This is a genomic window from Pseudomonas sp. AP3_22 TE3818 (assembly GCF_053628995.1).
In genome coordinates this window covers 199021-218394 of sequence record NZ_JBRJHL010000001.1, presented here as the reverse complement: position 1 = coordinate 218394, position 19374 = coordinate 199021, and the positions used below count along the sequence as shown (strand labels likewise).

At 60.9% G+C, this 19374-nt stretch carries 16 protein-coding genes; 7 read left to right on the top strand and 9 right to left on the bottom strand.

The features are described from left to right. Window positions 1-34: 34 nt before the first annotated feature. The 4 genes from pstA to AB7M25_RS01025 all read right to left on the bottom strand — a co-directional run bounded on the left by pstA (window position 35) and on the right by AB7M25_RS01025 (window position 6666). Window positions 35-1705 carry a phosphate ABC transporter permease PstA gene (gene pstA / locus AB7M25_RS01040; protein WP_108230919.1) on the bottom strand — a complete coding sequence of 557 codons (1671 nt, stop codon included), beginning with the start codon at window positions 1703-1705 and terminating at the stop codon, window positions 35-37. 15 nt (window positions 1706-1720) lie between these two features. Continuing rightward, window positions 1721-4003 (bottom strand): ABC transporter permease subunit, encoded by a 2283-nt coding sequence (locus tag AB7M25_RS01035; RefSeq protein ID WP_454236898.1) that lies wholly within the window; start codon window positions 4001-4003, stop codon window positions 1721-1723. A 162-nt stretch (window positions 4004-4165) separates the two neighbouring features. Further along, complete coding sequence (locus AB7M25_RS01030; protein WP_454236897.1) at window positions 4166-5167, bottom strand: phosphate ABC transporter substrate-binding protein PstS; 1002 nt, start codon at window positions 5165-5167, stop codon at window positions 4166-4168. Window positions 5168-5367: 200 nt separating this feature from the next. Beyond that, window positions 5368-6666: an MFS transporter gene (locus tag AB7M25_RS01025; protein WP_454236896.1), complete on the bottom strand. Its 1299-nt coding sequence runs from the start codon at window positions 6664-6666 to the stop codon at window positions 5368-5370. A gap of 364 nt (window positions 6667-7030) precedes the next feature. Between AB7M25_RS01025 and AB7M25_RS01020 the strand changes: the two genes are divergently transcribed. Together AB7M25_RS01020 and AB7M25_RS01015 are read left to right on the top strand one after the other, a co-directional pair. Beyond that, window positions 7031-7435: an acyl-CoA thioesterase gene (locus tag AB7M25_RS01020; RefSeq protein WP_007942704.1), complete on the top strand. Its 405-nt coding sequence runs from the start codon at window positions 7031-7033 to the stop codon at window positions 7433-7435. Window positions 7436-7503: 68 nt separating this feature from the next. Beyond that, window positions 7504-8403 carry a D-hexose-6-phosphate mutarotase gene (locus AB7M25_RS01015; protein ID WP_429517456.1) on the top strand — a complete coding sequence of 300 codons (900 nt, stop codon included), beginning with the start codon at window positions 7504-7506 and terminating at the stop codon, window positions 8401-8403. Between the two features lie 75 nt (window positions 8404-8478). On the opposite strand, the gene AB7M25_RS01010 is transcribed toward AB7M25_RS01015, so the two are convergent. The 5 genes from AB7M25_RS01010 to AB7M25_RS00990 form a co-directional block, all read right to left on the bottom strand. Then, window positions 8479-9015 carry a DUF3299 domain-containing protein gene (locus AB7M25_RS01010; protein ID WP_104450451.1) on the bottom strand — a complete coding sequence of 179 codons (537 nt, stop codon included), beginning with the start codon at window positions 9013-9015 and terminating at the stop codon, window positions 8479-8481. An 87-nt stretch (window positions 9016-9102) separates the two neighbouring features. Continuing rightward, entirely contained in the window at window positions 9103-9348 is a 246-nt protein-coding gene (locus tag AB7M25_RS01005) for a GlsB/YeaQ/YmgE family stress response membrane protein (RefSeq protein ID WP_104450305.1), read from the bottom strand. 106 nt (window positions 9349-9454) lie between these two features. After that, window positions 9455-10537, bottom strand: a complete 1083-nt coding sequence (locus AB7M25_RS01000; RefSeq protein WP_429386973.1) for a 5-(carboxyamino)imidazole ribonucleotide synthase — start codon at window positions 10535-10537, stop codon at window positions 9455-9457. 11 nt (window positions 10538-10548) lie between these two features. Beyond that, window positions 10549-11040, bottom strand: a complete 492-nt coding sequence (purE, locus tag AB7M25_RS00995) for a 5-(carboxyamino)imidazole ribonucleotide mutase (RefSeq protein WP_007971731.1) — start codon at window positions 11038-11040, stop codon at window positions 10549-10551. A gap of 296 nt (window positions 11041-11336) precedes the next feature. Next, complete coding sequence (locus tag AB7M25_RS00990) at window positions 11337-12251, bottom strand: LysR substrate-binding domain-containing protein (protein WP_429386971.1); 915 nt, start codon at window positions 12249-12251, stop codon at window positions 11337-11339. A gap of 180 nt (window positions 12252-12431) precedes the next feature. On the opposite strand from AB7M25_RS00990, the gene aspA reads away from it, so the two are divergent. The 5 genes from aspA to AB7M25_RS00965 all read left to right on the top strand — a co-directional run bounded on the left by aspA (window position 12432) and on the right by AB7M25_RS00965 (window position 19370). Beyond that, window positions 12432-13856 carry an aspartate ammonia-lyase gene (aspA, locus tag AB7M25_RS00985; protein WP_003229645.1) on the top strand — a complete coding sequence of 475 codons (1425 nt, stop codon included), beginning with the start codon at window positions 12432-12434 and terminating at the stop codon, window positions 13854-13856. Between the two features lie 530 nt (window positions 13857-14386). Further along, window positions 14387-15838, top strand: a complete 1452-nt coding sequence (locus AB7M25_RS00980; protein ID WP_429517512.1) for an alanine/glycine:cation symporter family protein — start codon at window positions 14387-14389, stop codon at window positions 15836-15838. Window positions 15839-15938: 100 nt separating this feature from the next. Continuing rightward, window positions 15939-16943 (top strand): asparaginase, encoded by a 1005-nt coding sequence (locus AB7M25_RS00975; RefSeq protein WP_454236895.1) that lies wholly within the window; start codon window positions 15939-15941, stop codon window positions 16941-16943. A gap of 166 nt (window positions 16944-17109) precedes the next feature. Then, window positions 17110-18117, top strand: coding sequence for an AraC family transcriptional regulator (locus tag AB7M25_RS00970; RefSeq protein WP_454236894.1), 1008 nt, complete (start codon window positions 17110-17112; stop codon window positions 18115-18117). 221 nt (window positions 18118-18338) lie between these two features. Then, on the top strand, window positions 18339-19370 hold the full coding sequence (locus AB7M25_RS00965) for a histone deacetylase family protein (RefSeq protein ID WP_007971719.1): 1032 nt from the start codon (window positions 18339-18341) through the stop codon (window positions 19368-19370). Window positions 19371-19374: the final 4 nt, after the last annotated feature.

Genomic DNA, 19374 nt, shown 5'->3' with positions numbered 1-19374 from the left:
CATCGCTGGCAAGCCAGCTCCCACAGGATTCGTATTAACTATCCAGCGCCTTGTACTTCTCGCGCAGGTGGTTGCGGATGTAGACGGCCGACAGGTTCAACGTCGCGATCACCAGTACCAGCAGCAGCGCCGTGGCGTACACCAGCGGTCGTGCGGCTTCGACGTTCGGGCTCTGGAAGCCGACGTCATAGATGTGGAAGCCCAGGTGCATGATCTTCTGGTCCAGGTGCAGGTACGGGTAGTTACCGTCCACCGGCAACGACGGCGCCAGTTTCACCACACCCACCAGCATCAGCGGCGCCACTTCACCCGCGGCACGAGCCACGGCGAGGATCATGCCGGTCATCATCGCCGGGCTGGCCATCGGCAATACGATCTTCCACAAGGTTTCAGCCTTGGTCGCGCCGAGGGCCAACGAGCCTTCACGCACGGTGCGAGGAATCCGCGCCAGGCCTTCTTCAGTGGCCACGATCACCACCGGCACGGCCAGCAGCGCCAGGGTCAGCGAAGCCCAGAGCAGACCCGGCGTGCCGAAGGTCGGCGCCGGCAAGGCTTCCGGGAAGAACAGACGGTCGAGCGAGCCGCCCAGCACATAGACGAAGAAGCCCAGGCCGAACACCCCGTAAACGATGGCCGGAACACCGGCCAGGTTGTTCACCGCGATGCGGATCACCCGGGTCAACGCGTTCTGCTTGGCGTATTCACGCAGGTACACCGCCGCCAGCACGCCGAACGGGGTCACGATCATCGCCATGATCAGGGTCATCATCACGGTGCCGAAGATGGCCGGGAAGATCCCGCCCTCGGTGTTCGCTTCACGCGGGTCGTCGCTGAGGAATTCCCAGACCTTGCTGAAGTAGAAACCGATCTTGGTGGTCGTGCTCATGGCGTTCGGCTGGTAGGCGTGGACCACTTTGCCGATGCCGATTTCGATTTCCTTACCGTTCGCATCGCGGGCGGTCAGGCTGTCGCGGTTGAACTGCGCATGCAGGTCGCTCAGACGTGCTTCGACGTCCTGATAGCGAGCGTTGAGCTCGGCACGCTCGGATTCCATATCCGCTTGTGCGGTGGCGTCGAGTTTGCCTTCCAGCTCCAACTTGCGACCATGCAAACGGATGCGCTCGAGGCCGGCGTTGATCGCGCCGATGTCGGTTTTTTCCAGGTTCTTGAGCTGAGCAGCCAGCTTGTTCACGCGGTCGACACGGGCCTGCAACTCAGGCCATGCGGCTTCGCCTTCAGCGATGACCTTGCCATCCTGTTTGACGTTGACCAGGTAACCGTAAAAGTTGCCCCACTCGCGACGCTCGATCGCCATCAGCTCCGGCGGGGTCGTCTGGTTGGTCAGCCACTCGCCGACGGTCCAGGTGAAGTCGTTGCCGTTCAGGTCACGGTTGCCGACCTTGATCAGCTCGCGGGTCATGAACTCCGGGCCTTGATCCGGCACCGGCAAGCCGGCGCTCTTCAAGCGTGCACGGGGCACTTCTTCCTTCTGTACCACTTCGCCGATGACCAGGTGCTGGCCCTGGCCCGGTACGTCGTAGCTGGCGTGGATCAGATCCGCCGGCCAGAAGTGACCCAGGCCGCGCACGGCAATCACTGCCAGCAGGCCAATGGTCATGATGACCGCGATGGACACCGCGCCACCGCTGATCCAGACGCCGGGGGCGCCGCTCTTGAACCATCCTTTCAGGGAGTTCTGTTTCACAGACTTCTACCTTTCTTAAAGCGACGAGTATTTCTTGCGCAGACGCTGACGAATCAGTTCTGCGAGGGTGTTCATGACGAAGGTGAACAACAGCAACACCAGCGCCGAGAGGAACAGCACGCGGTAGTGGCTGCCGCCGACTTCCGATTCGGGCATTTCCACCGCAACGTTGGCCGCCAGGGTGCGCAGGCCTTCGAACAGGTTCATTTCCATGACCGGGGTGTTACCGGTGGCCATCAACACGATCATGGTTTCACCGACCGCACGGCCCATGCCGATCATCAGCGCCGAGAAGATGCCCGGGCTCGCGGTGAGAATCACCACGCGGGTCATGGTCTGCCACGGCGTGGCACCGAGGGCGAGCGAGCCCAGGGTCAGGCCGCGAGGCACGCTGAACACGGCGTCTTCGGCGATGGAGTAGATGTTCGGGATAACCGCGAAGCCCATGGCCAGGCCAACCACCAGGGCGTTGCGTTGGTCGTAGGTGATGCCCAGGTCGTGGGAGATCCACATGCGCATGTCACCGCCGAAGAACCAGTTTTCCATGAACGGGCTCATGTACAGCGACAGCCAGCCCACAAACAGGATCACCGGGATCAGCAGCGCACTTTCCCAACCATCCGGGACTTTCAGGCGGATCGACTCAGGCAGGCGGCTGAAGGTGAAACCGGCAACCAGGATGCCGATCGGCAGCAACATCAGCAGACTGAAGATGCCCGGCAAGTGCCCTTCCACATACGGCGCGAGGAACAGGCCGGCGAAGAAACCGAGGATCACCGTCGGCATCGCTTCCATCAGCTCGATCACCGGCTTGACCTTGCGGCGCATGCCGGGAGCCATGAAGTACGCGGTGTAGATCGCCGCGGCAACGGCCAGTGGAGCGGCCAGCAGCATGGCGTAGAACGCGGCTTTCAGGGTACCGAAGGTCAGCGGTGACAGGCTCAGCTTGGGTTCGAAGTCGGTGTTGGCGGCGGTCGATTGCCAGACGTATTTAGGCTCGTCGTAGTTCTCGTACCAAACCTTGCTCCACAGCGCACTCCACGACACTTCCGGGTGCGGGTTATCGAGCAGCAGCGGGTGCAACTTGCCGCCGGCTTCCACAATCACGCGATTGGCGCGAGGCGAGAGACCGAAAATGCCCTGGCCTTCAGCAACCGGCTCCACCAGCAAAGTGCGGTGGGCGGTGCTGTGGAACACACCAAGCTTGCCGGAAGCGTCGAGGGCAACGAAGCCCTTGCGGCGTTCTTCGGCGGTGATTTCAACGATAGGCGTGGTGCCCATCTGGAAGGTGCGGATTTGCTTCAGACGTTGTTCGCCATCGGGGTCGCGAGCCATGAACCACTGGGCCAGGCCACCTTTGGAGTCACCGATGATCAGCGAAATGCCGCCTACAAGCTGAGTGCTGGCGGTGACTTGAGCTTCACCGTCTTCAAGCAGTTTGTAGCGACCGTTGAGGCTCTTGTCGCGCAGGCTGAATACGTCGGCCTGGGCACGCCCGTTGATCACGTACAACCACTGCTGACGCGGGTCGACAAAGATGTTCTTCACCGGCTCGTTCATCTGCGGCAGGTCGATGCGCTTCTGCTCGTTGGTGACTTCGCCGGTCATCATGTTCTCTTCGCTGGTCAGCGACAGAACATTGAGTTGCGAACCGGTGGCACCGACCAGCATCAGGGTCGAATCGTTGGCGTTGAGGCTGACGTGCTCCAGCGCACCGCCAGCTTCGTTCACCGCAATTGGCGCTTCGCCATACGGGTACTCGACGGCCGGGGTGATGGTTTTCTTGCCATCCGGGTAGCTGACTTTATAGGTGTGACGGAACACCAGTGCCTGGCCGTTCGACAGACCCACAACCACCAGCGGGTGGCCTGGCTGGTCTTCACCGATGGCGGTCACGGTGGTGCCGGCCGGAATCGGCAAATCGACGCGCTTGAGTTCGGCGCCACTGTCGATGTCGAAGAACAATGCCTGGCCCTTGTCGGAAACCCGCATCGCCACCTGATTCTGCTCTTCCAGGGAGATCATCAGCGGCTTGCCGGCGTCTTGCATCCAGGCTGGCGTGATAGCGTCCTTGGCGGTCAGGCTGGCACCCTGGAACAGGGGCGCGACGACGTAGGCAAGGAAGAAGAAGATCAAGGTGATCGCGCCCAGAACAGCGAGGCCGCCAACGAGGACGTACCAGCGGGTCAGGTGATCTTTGAGCGCGCGAATGCGGCGCTTGCGTTGTAGCTCAGGCGTATTGAAGTCAATTCGCTTGGGGGGATTAGTAGTCATGTTGGAATTGGCCAGATCATTCATGCGCACACCCTAGCGATCCTGTATGACAGAAAGATGACAATGCAGTGACGCAACAAATCCGCCGCTGGCGGTAACCAGCAGTGGATAGAGAATTAGAGGTGTATGGGGGCGACTCCTGCCGCCCCCATGTGAGTCCGAGGGGTTCACCTCGAACTCAATTTGTTACTTTTTTGCGACTTCAGCGCCGCCTTCCGCGAGACCCAGGTCAGCCAGAGCTTTGGCAGCTACTTTGGCCGGCAGTGGGATGTAGCCGTCTTTCACCACAACTTCCTGGCCCTGTTTCGACAGAACCAGTTTCACGAACTCGGCTTCCAGCGGGGCCAGAGGCTTGTTCGGGGCTTTGTTGACGTAAACGTACAGGAAGCGGGACAGCGGGTACTTGCCGTTCAGGGCGTTTTCTTCGGTGTCTTCGATGAAGTCCTGGCTGCCTTTCTTGGCCAGGGCCACAGTCTTCACGCTAGCGGTCTTGTAGCCGATGCCCGAGTAACCGATGCCGTTCAGCGAGGAGCTGATCGACTGCACGACCGAAGCCGAACCTGGCTGCTCGTTAACGTTAGGCTTGTAGTCGCCTTTGCACAGGGCTTCTTCCTTGAAGTAGCCGTAGGTGCCGGACACCGAGTTACGACCGAACAGTTGAACCGGCTTGTTGGCCAGGTCGCCGGTCACGCCCAGGTCGCCCCAGGTTTTCACGTCGGTTTTAGCGCCGCACAGACGAGTCGACGAGAAGATTGCGTCGACCTGTTCCATGGTCAGGTGCTGGATCGGGTTGTCCTTGTGTACGAATACCGCCAGGGCGTCCACGGCAACCGGGATAGCGGTTGGCTTGTAGCCATACTTCTGTTCGAAGGCAGCCAGTTCGGTGTCCTTCATCTTGCGGCTCATCGGGCCCAGGTTGGAGGTGCCTTCAGTCAGCGCAGGTGGCGCAGTGGCGGAGCCAGCGGCCTGAATCTGGATGTTTACGTTCGGGTATTCTTTCTTGTAGTTCTCGGCCCAGAGGGTCATGAGGTTGGCCAGGGTGTCGGAACCAACGCTGGACAGGTTGCCCGACACACCAGTGGTCTTGGCGTAGCTCGGGATAGCAGGGTCAACAGCGGCAACCGCGTTGGCAGTCGCAACGCCAGCAGCGACAAAAGTCATTGCCGCCATCAAACGCTTCAGTTTCATGCCTTACTCCTAGCAGATAGGGTGTGTTAAGTCGGGGCCAAGTATCAGCAGGCCGTGTGAACACTCTATGGCTGAAATATGACAATTGGATGAAAGGCCAGTATTTGGCTGTTACGGGATAATTCGCGCCGCCCTTATCGCCAGCAAGCCGGCTCCTACTGACTTCTGTAGGAGCCGGCTTGCTGGCGATAAGGCCAAAACTAGCGACCCTTCTTCCAGAGCCAGGCGCCCACCAAAATCCCGACCCCGCACAGCACCGCCACATAATAAGCAGGCCCCATCGGGCTTTCCTTGAGCAGCAGACTGACGATCATCGGCGTCAGGCCGCCGAAAATGGCGTAGGCCACGTTGTAGGAGAACGACAAGCCACTGAAGCGCACCACTGGCGGGAACGCCTTCACCATCACGTACGGCACCGCACCGATGGTGCCGACCAACAGACCGGTCAGCGCATACAGCGGGAACAGCCAGTCTGGATAGTCAGCCAGGCTGTGATAGAAGGTCCAGGAGCTGGCTAGCAACGCGGCGCAGCCGAACACGAAGACTCTTCCCGCACCGAAGCGATCCGCCAGCGCGCCGGCGATGATGCAACCAAAGCTCAGGAACACGATCGCCAGGCTATTCGCCTGCAGGGACGTGGTTGGCGAGAAGTGATAGACCGTCTGCAGCACAGTCGGGGTCATCAGGATCAACACCACGATGGCGGCAGACAGCAGCCAGGTCAGCAACATCGAAATGGCGATGGCACCGCGATGATCACGCAGCACCGCGCGCAGCGGCACCTCTTCGGCCAGAGCCTTGCGCTGTTGCAGCTCGGCGAACACCGGGGTTTCGTGCAGCCAGCGACGCAGGTACACCGAGAACAGTCCGAACACGCCGCCCAGCAGGAACGGAATCCGCCAGGCGTAATCCGCTACTTCCACCGGGGTATAGAGGCTGTTGATCGCCGTGGCGACCAGCGAGCCGAGCAGGATGCCGGCCGTCAGACCGCTGGTCAGGGTGCCACAGGCGTAGCCGATATGACGCTGCGGCACGTGTTCGGAAACGAAGACCCACGCACCCGGCACCTCACCGCCAATGGCCGCGCCCTGAATCACCCGCATCAGCAGCAACAGGATCGGTGCCCACATGCCGATCTGCGCATAGGTCGGCAACAAACCCATGATCAAGGTCGGCACGGCCATCATGAATATGCTCAGGGTGAACATTTTCTTGCGGCCCAGCAGGTCGCCGAAATGCGCCATCACGATGCCACCCAGCGGCCGTGCCAGGTAGCCGGCAGCGAAGATGCCGAAGGTCTGCATCAGACGTAGCCACTCAGGCATGTCCGCCGGGAAGAACAGCTTGCCCACCACCGTGGCGAAGAACACGAAGATGATGAAGTCGTAGAACTCCAGCGCGCCGCCCAGGGCAGACAGCGATAGAGTCTTGTAGTCGTTGCGGGTCAGCGGACGTGCGGGTTGTTCTGGCTGCGCGATGCTCGAGGGCGCTGTGGTCATGGCAAGGGCTTCTCTTATAGTCGGATCTGCAACCTCAACAACGCTGGTTGAGGCCTGGGCAGGTCCGGCACGATAGCAAATTGTTCGAAAAAGCACATAGAGGTGCGTTTTTGACGGTCAAAATGAGAACCGGACGGTCGTCGCGGAGTCTACCGACCGATATACTCGCAGCCTTGCTCCGGTTTTTAAGGGGTTGCTGTGCGAAAACGCCTCTCAGGTTCATAGGCGATTTCGCAGAGTTTCCCTTTAGGCGCCTTATGGAAAACGTGACGAACGTAGTATGTTCGGTGCTGAATCGTTTTTCCCGAAGACGGCTACCACCAGCAATACCAACGAAGAGTCACGGGTCAGAGGCACCCCCGGCATGATAGAGCTCGAACAAGAAGATCCGATCCCGCAAGGCGACCTGGCCCTGCAAATCACCGCACTCCCTCGCGAAACCAACGGCTTTGGCGACATTTTCGGCGGCTGGCTGGTAGCGCAGATGGATTTGGCAGGCACCGCGATGGCCAGCAAGGTCGCCGGCGGGCGCGTTGCCACCGTTGCCATCGACCGCATGGCATTTCTGGTTCCGGTGGCGGTGGGCGCTCAGCTTTCCTTTTATACCCAGGCCCTGGAAATCGGCCGCAGCTCGATCAAGATGATGGTCGAGGTCTGGAGCGACGATCCACTGTCCAGCGAGTGGCGTAAAGTAACCGAAGCGGTGTTTGTGTTCGTTGCCATCGACGGCAGCGGCCGCACCCGTTCGGTTCCGCCCAGGGCTCGATAAAGAGCCACTAAACCTGGAAGCCGTTTTGCGGTCGATAGTCGTCCACGTTACTGATCGAGAGCTGTCCCATGAGCACGCCCAATGTTGAAGCCGTAAAACTGGATGAACTGAACTGCTGGCGCATCCGCCACGGTCAGGCCGAATTACTGGTGGCCCAGCAAGGTGCGCACATCCTCAGCTATCAATTGGCCGGCCAGCCGCCGCTGATCTGGCTCAACGACGAGGCCGTATTCAAGACCGGCAAGAGCATCCGTGCCGGCGTGCCAGTGTGCTGGCCGTGGTTCGGTGTCTTCGACCGCAACCCGCAAAGTGTCAAGGCGATGCGTGTCAGCAATGACGCGCCATCGGCTCACGGCTTCGTGCGAGCGATGGATTGGGAACTGGGTGGCATCGAAGCCGAAGGCGAAAGCCTGAAGGTCGAATTCCTCCTGCCCTACCCCGAAGGCGGCTTTCCCGGCTGGCCGCACCAGGTGGATTTGACCCTGACCATTCGCCTCGACGAGCAATTGCACATCCAGTTGACCAGCCACAACCGGGGCACCGATACCGTCAGCATCAGCCAGGCGCTGCACAGTTACTTTGCCGTCAGCGATGTGCGCGAGGTGCACGTCGAAGGTGTGGACGGCCTCAACTACATCGAAACCCTGGACAACTGGAAAACCGTCACCCAGACCGGTGATCTGCATTTTACCGGCGAGACCGACCGCATCTACCTCGACGCCCCGCCACAGTTGAGCATCGTCGATCCAGCCTGGGAACGGCGCATCGCACTGACCAGCAGCGGATCGCGCACGGCGGTGATCTGGAACCCGTGGATCGACCGCGCCGCTGCGTTCAGCGATATGGCCGACGACGGCTGGCAGCGCATGCTGTGCATCGAGACGGCGAACGTGATGGGTGATGTGGTGAACCTGGCGCCGGGTGCCAGCCATACCCTGGGTGTGAGTATTTCAAGCATATCGCTGTAACCCTGTAGGAGCCGGCTTGCCGGCGATGGCGCCCTCAAGATCGCCATCGCCGGCAAGCCGGCTCCTACAGTGCTTTTACAGATCCGACTCTTTCACTACCCTCACCTTCGCCGCATCCAGCGCATACGCCGCATCCGCCAGGTCATTGCTGACCTTCTCGATCTTCAGCGTGCCGGTCACCCACAGCGGCGTGTAGATATCATCCAGCTTCAAGCCCTTGGGATAACGCACCAGCACCAGTTGATTGGGTGGCGGTGGCGGCACGTGGATGCAGGCACCCGGGTACGGCACGAGGAAGAACAACGTACTGCGGCCCTTGGCGTCGGACTCCAGCGGCACTGGATAACCGCCAATGCGGATATTTCTGTCGTTCATCGACGCAACGGTCTTGGTCGAGTACATCACCGCCGGCAAGCCTTTGGCCTGCTTCATCCCGCCCTTGTCGGTGAAGGTGCCATTGGCTTCAGGGGAGTCGTGGTCGATTTCGGGCATGGCCTCGAGGGCCTTCTGGTCCGACTTGGGCATCAGTTCGAGCCAGTCGGTCTCCGGCAGTTCGCCCGCATGGGCAAAGCCCGTACCCAGTAAAACAAGAGTCAGCAAAAGACGGCGCATGAAGGTGCTCGGCAAAGGGAAGAACAGGAAACGCCGAGCATTCTAGCCCTCCCGACCGACTTGGCGGAGAGGGCTTTGTCGCCTGGATCAGTTCTTTTTGATCAGTCCGTAGATCACCAGCAACACAACGGCGCCTACCAGCGCCCCGATGAAGCCTGCACCTTGGCCAGCCTGATAGATACCCAGGGCCTGACCGCCATAGGTGGCCGCCAGCGAACCGCCGATACCGAGCAGGATCGTCAAGATCCAGCCCATGCTGTCATCGCCCGGTTTCAGGAACCGGGCCAGCAGACCGACGATCAGGCCGATAAAGATGGTTCCGATAATTCCCATGGCATTCTCCTCTCAATGAAGTAGCTATCCGAAAGCCTAGTCAGACTTTCGCAACCTGCCATGAGAGAACGGCGCAACCCGAAGGTTCCGCCATTGCCAGAGAAAACTATTCGGCGATCAGTGCTTGAACCTTGAGAATCTGGGCCGCCAGCGTCTCGCGGTCTGCACAACGAAGGTTGGCGTGACCGACCTTGCGGCCGACCTTGAACGCCTTGCCATAGTGATGCAGATGGCAATCGGCGATGTTCAGGACCTTCTCGGTCTCTGGCACTTTGCCGATGAAGTTGAGCATCGCGCTTTCGCCGACCTTGGCCGTCGAACCCAACGGCAGACCGGCAACGGCCCGCAGGTGGTTTTCGAACTGGCTGCACTCGGCGCCTTCGGTGGTCCAGTGCCCGGAGTTGTGCACGCGCGGGGCGATTTCGTTGGCCTTGAGGCCGCCGTCGACTTCAAAGAACTCGAACGCCATCACGCCGACGTAATCCAGCTGCTTGAGCACACGGCTGGAGTAGTCTTCGGCCAGGGCTTGCAACGGGTGATCGGTGCTGGCCACGGACAGCTTGAGGATGCCGCTTTCGTGGGTGTTGTGCACCAGCGGGTAGAAGCGGGTTTCACCGTCGCGGGCACGCACGGCGATCAGCGAGACTTCACCGGTGAACGGCACGAAGCCTTCCAGCAGGCAGGCCACGCTGCCCAGCTCGGCGAAGGTGCCGACCACATCTTCAGGGGTGCGCAGGACTTTCTGGCCCTTGCCGTCGTAACCCAGGGTACGGGTCTTGAGCACCGCCGGCAGGCCAATGGAGGCCACAGCGGCGTCCAGGTCGGCCTGGGACTGGATGTCAGCGAACGCCGGGGTAGGAATCCCCAGGTCCTTGAACATGCTCTTCTCGAACCAGCGGTCGCGGGCGATGCGCAGGGCTTCGGCGCTCGGGTAGACCGGGACGAATTGCGAGAGGAACGCGACGGTTTCCGCCGGAACGCTTTCGAACTCGAAGGTCACCAGATCGACTTCATCGGCCAGCTGGCGCAGGTGATCCTGATCGCCGTAATCGGCTCGCAGGTGTTCGCCCAACGCGGCTGCGCAAGCATCCGGCGCCGGGTCCAGAAAAGCGAAGTTCATGCCCAGCGGAGTGCCCGCCAACGCCAACATGCGACCCAACTGGCCGCCACCGATTACACCGATCTTCATCGTCAACAACCTCAGGCGATGCGTGGGTCTGGATTTTCCAGGACGCTGTCTGTCTGCTCAGCACGGAAGGTTTTCAGCACCGCATGGAACTGCGGGTGCTTGGCGCCAAGGATACTCGCCGACAGCAGCGCTGCGTTGATCGCACCGGCCTTGCCGATGGCCAGGGTGGCAACCGGAATGCCTGCTGGCATCTGCACAATGGAAAGCAGCGAATCAACGCCCGACAGCATTGCGGACTGAACGGGTACGCCCAGCACCGGCAAGTGGGTCTTGGCTGCACACATGCCTGGCAAGTGGGCCGCGCCGCCGGCACCAGCGATGATCACCTCGATGCCCCGTGCTTCGGCCTCTTCGGCGTACTGGAACAGCAGGTCCGGGGTGCGGTGGGCAGAAACCACTTTCACCTCGTAAGGGATGCCGAGCTTTTCCAGCATATCGGCGGTGTGGCTAAGGGTGGACCAATCGGACTTGGAGCCCATGATCACGCCAACCAGTGCACTCATCGTCGTGCCTCTTCTCTCTGGGCGCCCGCAGGCGCATCAAAAAACAACAAGCCACGCAGGATGCGTGGCTTGATTGTACGAATTATGGCCAGTCGTAACCGGCCGAAGGCCGCGCAGTATACCTCAATGAAGCCAATAAACAGCCCCCGTGGCGACCATCTGTCATACGGCGCAAAGTACCGGTTTTATTGACTTAGGGGTCAATCCAATACAACACAAATCCGTAGGAGCTGGCTTGCCAGCGAAAGCGGAGTACCTGACACACCGCATGAAGCCATTCGCCAGCAAGCCGGCTCTTACAGGGTCGGCGTTTGTGCCGCTCCGCCTTCCAGCTTGCGCCACAACAACCGCACGTTGGCCTTGCGTACCAGAGCACAGCGGTACAGACGAATCTCCAGCGGCACATGCCACTGCGGTCCACCGCAGACCACCAGCTCACCGCGCGCCAGTTCGGCGCGCACACTGAGCTGCGGCACCCAGGCAATGCCCAGGCCTTCCAGGGCCATGCTTTTCAGGCTGTCGGCCATGGCGGTTTCGTAGATCGTGGTGAAGCGCAGCGCCCGTTGGCGCAGCAGCATGTTCACCGAGCGGCCGAGAAATGCCCCGGCGCTATACGCCAGCAGCGGTACGCTGGCTTCTCCCTCCAGATCGAACAGCGGTTTGCCGTCGGCGTCCGCCGCGCAGACCGGCAGCATTTCGGTATGGCCAAGGTGCAGGGAGGGGAATATTTCCGGGTCCATCTGCATCGCGGCGTCCGGATCGTAGAAGGCCAGCATCAGATCGCAACCGCCTTCGCGCAAGGCATGCACCGCGTCGCCGACGTTGGTCGCCACCAGTCGCGTGGCGATGTTCAAGCCTTCGTTGCGCAACTGCGCAATCCACCGCGGAAAGAAACCGAGCGCCAGGGAGTGTGCGGCCGCTACCTGCATCACTTCGCCCTGCCCGCCTTCCAGATGATGCAGATGGCGCAAGACTTCGCCGAGTTGCTCGACCACGGTGCGTGCCGTGACCAGAAACAATTGTCCCGCCGCCGTCAGTTCGATCGGTGTGCGCGAACGGTTGACCAGGGTCAGCCCCAGTGCTGCCTCCAGGCTGCGGATTCGCCGGCTGAACGCCGGTTGCGTCACGAAGCGCCGTTCGGCTGCCTGGGAGAAGCTGCGGGTGGCAGCCAGGGCACTAAAGTCCTCCAGCCATTTGCTTTCCAGATTCATCACGTCCTCCCGGACACGCACCAATTTAGGTCGCACGCTCGCCGTCAAGCCGGCGTCACACGGGCATTATGCCGAATGTGCATAGGCTAGTGTTTAACAGCATTGGCCCAAAATTTCGCACAAGCCTAGCATTCACAGCGTTCCGGCACAGACCGGGTCCATATTGAGATGATTTCTATCATGTCCTCCGCTGCATCATTCCGCACAGAAAATGACCTGCTTGGCGCCCTCGAAGTACCGGCTCAAGCGTATTACGGTATCCAGACCCTGCGAGCGGTGAACAACTTCCGCCTTTCAGGCGTTCCGATTTCGCACTACCCGAAACTGGTTGTCGGTCTGGCCATGGTCAAACAGGCCGCTGCTGACGCCAACCGTGAGCTGGGTCACCTGAGCGAAGCCAAGCACGCTGCCATCAGCGAAGCCTGTGCACGTCTGATCCGCGGCGACTTCCACGAAGAGTTCGTGGTGGACATGATTCAAGGCGGCGCTGGCACTTCGACCAACATGAATGCCAACGAAGTGATCGCCAACATCGCGCTGGAGGCCATGGGTCACCAGAAAGGCGAATACCAGTACCTGCACCCGAACGACGACGTGAACATGGCGCAGTCGACCAACGACGCCTACCCGACGGCGATCCGTCTGGGTCTGTTGCTCGGTCACGACGCCCTGCTCGCCAGCCTCGACAGCCTGATTCAGGCGTTCGCGGCCAAGGGTGAGGAATTCAACCACGTCCTGAAGATGGGCCGTACCCAGCTGCAAGACGCCGTACCGATGACCCTGGGTCAGGAGTTCCGTGCGTTCGCCACCACCATGGGCGAAGACCTGGCCCGTCTGAAGACTCTGGCCCCGGAACTGCTGACTGAAGTGAACCTGGGCGGCACCGCGATCGGCACCGGCATCAACGCCGACCCGCGCTATCAGGCCTTGGCTGTACAGCGCCTGGCCCTGATCAGCGGTCAGCCGCTGGTTCCGGCAGCCGACCTGATCGAAGCTACCTCCGACATGGGCGCCTTCGTGCTGTTCTCCGGCATGCTCAAGCGTACTGCGGTCAAGCTGTCGAAGATCTGCAACGACCTGCGCCTGCTGTCCAGCGGACCACGCACCGGCATCAACGAGATCAACCTGCCAGCGCGTCAGCCAGGCAGCTCGATCATGCCAGGCAAGGTCAACCCGGTTATTCCGGAAGCCGTTAACCAGGTGGCCTTCCAGGTCATCGGTAACGATCTGGCGCTGACCATGGCGGCCGAAGGCGGCCAGCTGCAACTGAACGTGATGGAACCGCTGATCGCTTTCAAGATCCTCGATTCGATCCGCCTGCTGCAACGCGCCATGGACATGCTGCGCGAGCACTGCATCGTCGGTATCACCGCCAACGAAGCCCGCTGCCGTGAACTGGTCGAACACTCGATCGGTCTGGTCACCGCACTGAACCCGTACATCGGCTACAAAAACGCCACCCGCATCGCCCGTATCGCCCTCGAAAGCGGCCGCGGCGTGCTGGAACTGGTGCGCGAAGAAGGTCTGCTCGACGAAGCCATGCTCGCCGACATCCTGCGCCCGGAAAACATGATTGCTCCGCGTCTGGTGCCCCTGAAGGCCTGACCCGTCGCGTTACCTGTAGCACCGCTCACCAGGTCGAGGGACTAGACACCTCTCACCTTTTGAGGGCCTGGAGATCATTCTCCAGGCCCTTTTTTTTAACTGTTTGCCAGTGAAAACCATATGTCTGGGGACTGACCAATGTGGGAGCGGGCTTGCTCGCGAAAGCGGTGTATCAGACACATCATTGTTGAATGTGCCGCCGCCTTCGCGAGCAAGCCCGCTCCCACCCAGAGCAGCTCCCACATAGCCTGACAGCAAAAATGTCAGGTGTTTCAAGGGCTTCGTTTCACCGCATGCGCCACAACCGTGCAGACGGACGGCACTGTCATCGGTATAGTGCCGCCCCTCTTCGCGTGAGCGGTCGTCGGTAGCGAGGCCACAACCCATGCGAAACCCGAACTAATAACAAACCCGCGATATGAAACCGGGACGAACTTCGAACCGCCCGTTGTGCCGTGCGCCCACCGGTGTAACTCGATGTGTCTGCCCGGCAAGCATTTGCCAACACAAAAAACAGCGAGGAATAATCCATGCTCGAAGTCATTAACGACTTCCTCTCAGGGAAAGTACTGATCGTGCTCATTGTCGGGCTCGGTAGCTACTTCACGATCCGCTCGCGTTTCGTTCAATTGCGTCACTTCTTCCACATGTTCGCGGTGTTCCGCGACAGCCTCAAAAGCAGCGCCGGGCAACTCAGTTCATTCCAGGCCCTGATGCTCAGCCTCGCCGGCCGCGTCGGTGCGGGCAACATTGCCGGTGTCGGCATTGCCGTGACACTCGGTGGGCCTGGCGCGGTGTTCTGGATGTGGGTGACCGCACTGGTCGGCATGTCCAGCAGCTTCTTCGAATGCTCCCTCGGTCAGCTGTACAAACGCACCGACTCCGACGGCACCTACCGTGGCGGCCCGTCCTACTACATCCAGCACGGTCTGCAGAAACGCTGGCTGGGCATGCTCATGGCGTTCCTGTTGCTGGTGACGTTCGGCTTCGCCTTCAACGGCCTGCAAGCCCACGCCGTGACGCATTCGCTGAACAATGCGTTCGGCCTCGACACCACTTACACCGGCATCGGTCTGGCCGTGCTGCTGGGCCTGGTGTTCATCGGCGGGATCAAGCGTATCGCCAAGGTTGCCGACCTGTTGGTACCGGTGAAAACCCTGGTGTACATCGGCGTGACCATCTACGTGATCGTGCTGCAATTCGACCAGGTGCCGGGCATGCTGATGACCATCGTCAAGAGCGCCTTCGGTCTGGACCAGGCCTTCGGCGGCCTGATCGGCAGCGCCATCGTCATGGGCGTGAAACGTGGCGTGTTCGCCAACGAAGCAGGCCTGGGCAGTGCGCCTAACGTGGCGGCTGTAGCAGCGGTCGAACACCCTGTGGCGCAAGGCGTGGTTCAAGCGTTCAGCGTGTTCCTCGACACCTTCGTGATCTGCACCTGCACCGCATTGCTGATCCTGCTTTCGGGCTTCTACACCCCGGGCTTCGAAGGCGACGGCATTGCCCTGACCCAGAACTCCCTGGCCGCCGTGGTCGGTGACTGGGGCCGGATGTTCATCTCCGTGGCCCTGGCGTTGTTCGTGTTCACCTCGATCCTCTACAACTACTACCTGGGCGAGAGCAACCTGCGCTTTCTGATCGGTGAGAACCGCAAGGCGCTGATGGGCTATCGCGCACTGGTACTGGTGCTGATCTTCTGGGGCGCCATCGAAAACCTCGGTACCGTATTTGCCTTCGCCGACATCACCATGACCATGCTCGCGTTCGTCAACCTGATCGCGCTGTTCCTGCTGTTCAAGGTCGGCATGCGCATCCTGCGGGACTACGATGACCAGCGCGCCGCCGGCATCAAGACGCCGGTGTTCGACTCGAGCAAATTCCCGGATCTGGATCTGGACCTGAAAGCCTGGCCAGCCAACCCGCCAGCACCCGCCGCCAAGGCTGAAGCTGCTCCGGCAGGCGTGACCGCAGCGCAACGCTGATCGGTAAAAAACCGGGCGCACCCCCTGCGCCCGACGTGACACAGCTTGCGACCGGCGTCATGCTCGGAAACAAGCTGTAATCGTTTTTGGAGAACCACCCATGAATGCCCCGACCTATCCTGCCGCCCAGCACGTCATGGTGCTCTACACCGGCGGTACCATTGGCATGCAAGCCAGCGCCAACGGCCTGTCTCCAGCGTCCGGTTTTGAAGCGCGGATGCGCGAATACCTGCACAGCCAGCCCGAACTTGTCGTGCCGCAGTGGCGTTTTCGCGAGATGTCGCCGCTGATCGACAGCGCCAACATGACCCCGGCGTACTGGCAGCAGTTGCGTGAAGCGGTGGTCGATGCGGTGGATGTTCAGGGCTGCGACAGCGTGCTGATCCTGCATGGCACCGACACGCTGGCCTACAGTGCCGCCGCCATGAGCTTCCAGTTGCTCGGCCTGCATGCCCGCGTGTGTTTTACCGGCTCCATGCTGCCGGCCGGTGTCACCGACAGCGACGCCTGGGAGAACCTCGGCGGCGCGCTGGTTGCGCTTGGCCAAGGCCTCGCGCCGGGTGTGCATTTATACTTCCACGGCGAACTGCTGGACCCGACCCGTTGCGCCAAGGTTCGCAGTTTTGGCCGTCATCCGTTCAAGCGGCTGGAGCGTCAGGGCGGTGGTGTGAAAGCCTCTTCGCTGCCGACAGCGTTGAACTACAACCAGGCAAAACAACTGGCGAAGGTTGCGGTGTTGCCGCTGTTCCCTGGCATCGCTGCCGAGATCCTCGATGGCCTGCTCGACAGCGGCATTCAAGGTCTGGTGCTGGAGTGCTACGGCAGCGGCACCGGGCCGAGCGACAACCCTGAATTCCTCGCCAGCCTTGGGCGTGCTCGGGATAACGGCGTGGTGGTGGTGGCAGTCACGCAATGCCACGAAGGCGGGGTTGAACTGGACGTCTATGAGGCCGGCAGTCGCTTGCGCGGTGTCGGTGTGCTGTCCGGTGGCGGCATGACCCGTGAAGCGGCATTCGGCAAGTTGCATGGTTTGCTCGGTGCGGGACTTGAAACCGCTGAAGTCCGCCATCTCATTGAACTGGACCTGTGCGGCGAACTCAGCTGACACCCCATCAAACCCTGTAGGAGCTGGCTTGCCAGCGAAATCGGAGTGTCAGGCAACGTCTTTATCAACCGGGACGCCGTCTTCGCTGGCAAGCCAGCTCCTACAAAAATCGTCAGCGGGCACATAACTTGCTGTCACTCCCAGCATCCCAAGGCTGGAAGTCCTCATGCTCCACTCCCACCTCACCACGCTCAACGCGGTCTCCCTGGTGCTCAACGCCTTCAAGGCCGACGGCTTGTCCAGCGAAGCGCTGCTGGCCGGCAGCGGCATCAGTGCGGCGGATCTGAACCGGGCCGACACGCGCATCACCACCAATCAAGAGATGCAGGTCTGTGCCAACGCCGTTGCCCTCAAGCGCGACATCGGCCTGGAACTGGGTCGGCGGATGCACGTTTCCTGCTACGGCATGCTCGGTTACGCCCTGCTCACCAGTGCCACCTTCGGTGACGCATTGCGGCTGGCGATACGCTATCCGGCGCTGCTGGGAACACTTTTCGAGCTGAGCCTGGAGGACGACGGCGAACGCATCTGGTTCGCCGCCGCCGATTACCGCGAGAGCCCGGCCATGGCGGTGTTCAACGCCGAGTTCTGCCTCGTATCGCTGAAAGTCACCTGCGACGACCTGCTTGGCCATCCCCTGCCCTTGCTCGGCGCACGCTTCGAACATGCCGCGCCGGACTACGAAACGAGCTACGCCGAACACTTCGACTGCCCGCTGGATTTCGGCGCGCGCAACAATGCCTTTGCCTTCGACAAGCGCTGGCTCGACCTGCCGTTGCCGTTGGCCGATGTGATCACCCATCAAGCCATGGCCGAGCGCTGCCGCAAACAGAACATCGAGTTCACCGGGCGACAGGCATGGCTCGGACGGATCCGCCAATTGCTCAGCGCGCAATTGAACGCGGCGCCGGGGCTGGAGGGCCTGGCCGAGCAGATGAATTGCTCGGCGCGGACCTTGCGTCGGCATCTCAAGGACATGGGCTGCAGCTATCAGGAGTTGCTCGACGAACTGCGCTTCGAACAGGCCAAGCAAATGCTGTGTGAGGATCAATTGCCGATCTACCAGATTGCCGAGGCGCTGGGCTTCAGCGAGACCGCGAGTTTTCGCCATGCGTTCGTGCGCTGGAGTGGTGTGGCGCCCAGCCAGTTCAGGCCGCAACACCGCCCCCTGTAGGAGCTGGCTTGCCAGCGATTGCAGACGACGCCGTACACCTGACCCACCGCTATCGCCGGCAAGCCGGCTCCTACAAAAGACGCGCTCTGCGCTAATAAGGGGCGAATTTCGGTCAAATGTTTTGGCCATATCGATCCCCTTTTGGCCTTTCCTGCCGTTCTCCGAAATCGTCCGTGCCGCAAGACTGTGTTCAACCGAATCAGCCTGCGGAGAACAACAAAATGCTGACGATCTACTCGAACGATCACCACCTGCACCATGGCCGTTGTGAATTGATAGACGGGCAACTCAAGCCCTGCTTCGAAATGCCTTCACGTGCCGACCACGTGTTGGCACGGGTGCAAAATCAAAATCTCGGCCCTGTCGAAGCGCCGAAGGATTTCGGCCTCGGACCGATCGAACGCATTCACAGCCGTGACTACCTCGACTTCTTCAAAGGCGCCTGGGCACGCTGGACCGAGTTCAACACCGACGGTGACTTGCTGCCCTACACCTGGCCGGCCCGCACCCTGCGCCGGATCAAACCCGCCAGCCTGCACGGCGAACTCGGTTATTACAGCTTCGATGGCGGCGCACCGATCACCGCCGGCACGTGGCAGGCGGCGTATAGCGCAGCGCAAGTCGCCCTCACCGCCCAAGCGGAAATCCAGCGCGGCGCCCGTTCGGCCTTCGCCCTGTGCCGTCCACCGGGACACCACGCCGCCAGCGATTTGATGGGGGGTTATTGCTACCTCAACAATGCGGCCATTGCCGCCCAGGCTTTCCTTGATCAGGGCCACAAGAAGGTCGCGATCCTCGACGTCGATTACCACCACGGCAACGGTACGCAGTCGATCTTCTACGAACGCAGCGACGTGCTGTTCACGTCGATCCATGGCCACCCGGAAGCCGAGTTTCCGTTCTTCCTTGGCTATGAAGACGAATTGGGCGAAGGCCCCGGCGAGGGCTTCAACTTCAACTATCCTCTGGCCGCGGGTTCGGGCTGGGACACCTGGAGCGCGGCGCTGGAACAGGCCTGCAAAGAGATCGAAAGCTACGGCGCCGACATCGTCGTGGTCTCCCTGGGCGTCGACACGTTCAAGGACGATCCTATCTCGCAATTCAAACTCGACAGCCCGGATTACCTGGCCATGGGCAAGCGCATTGCGGCTCTCGGCAAACCGACGCTGTTCGTGATGGAAGGCGGCTACGCGGTAGAAGAAATCGGCATCAACGCCGTGAACGTTCTCGAAGGTTTCGAAAGCGCCCAATGAGGAT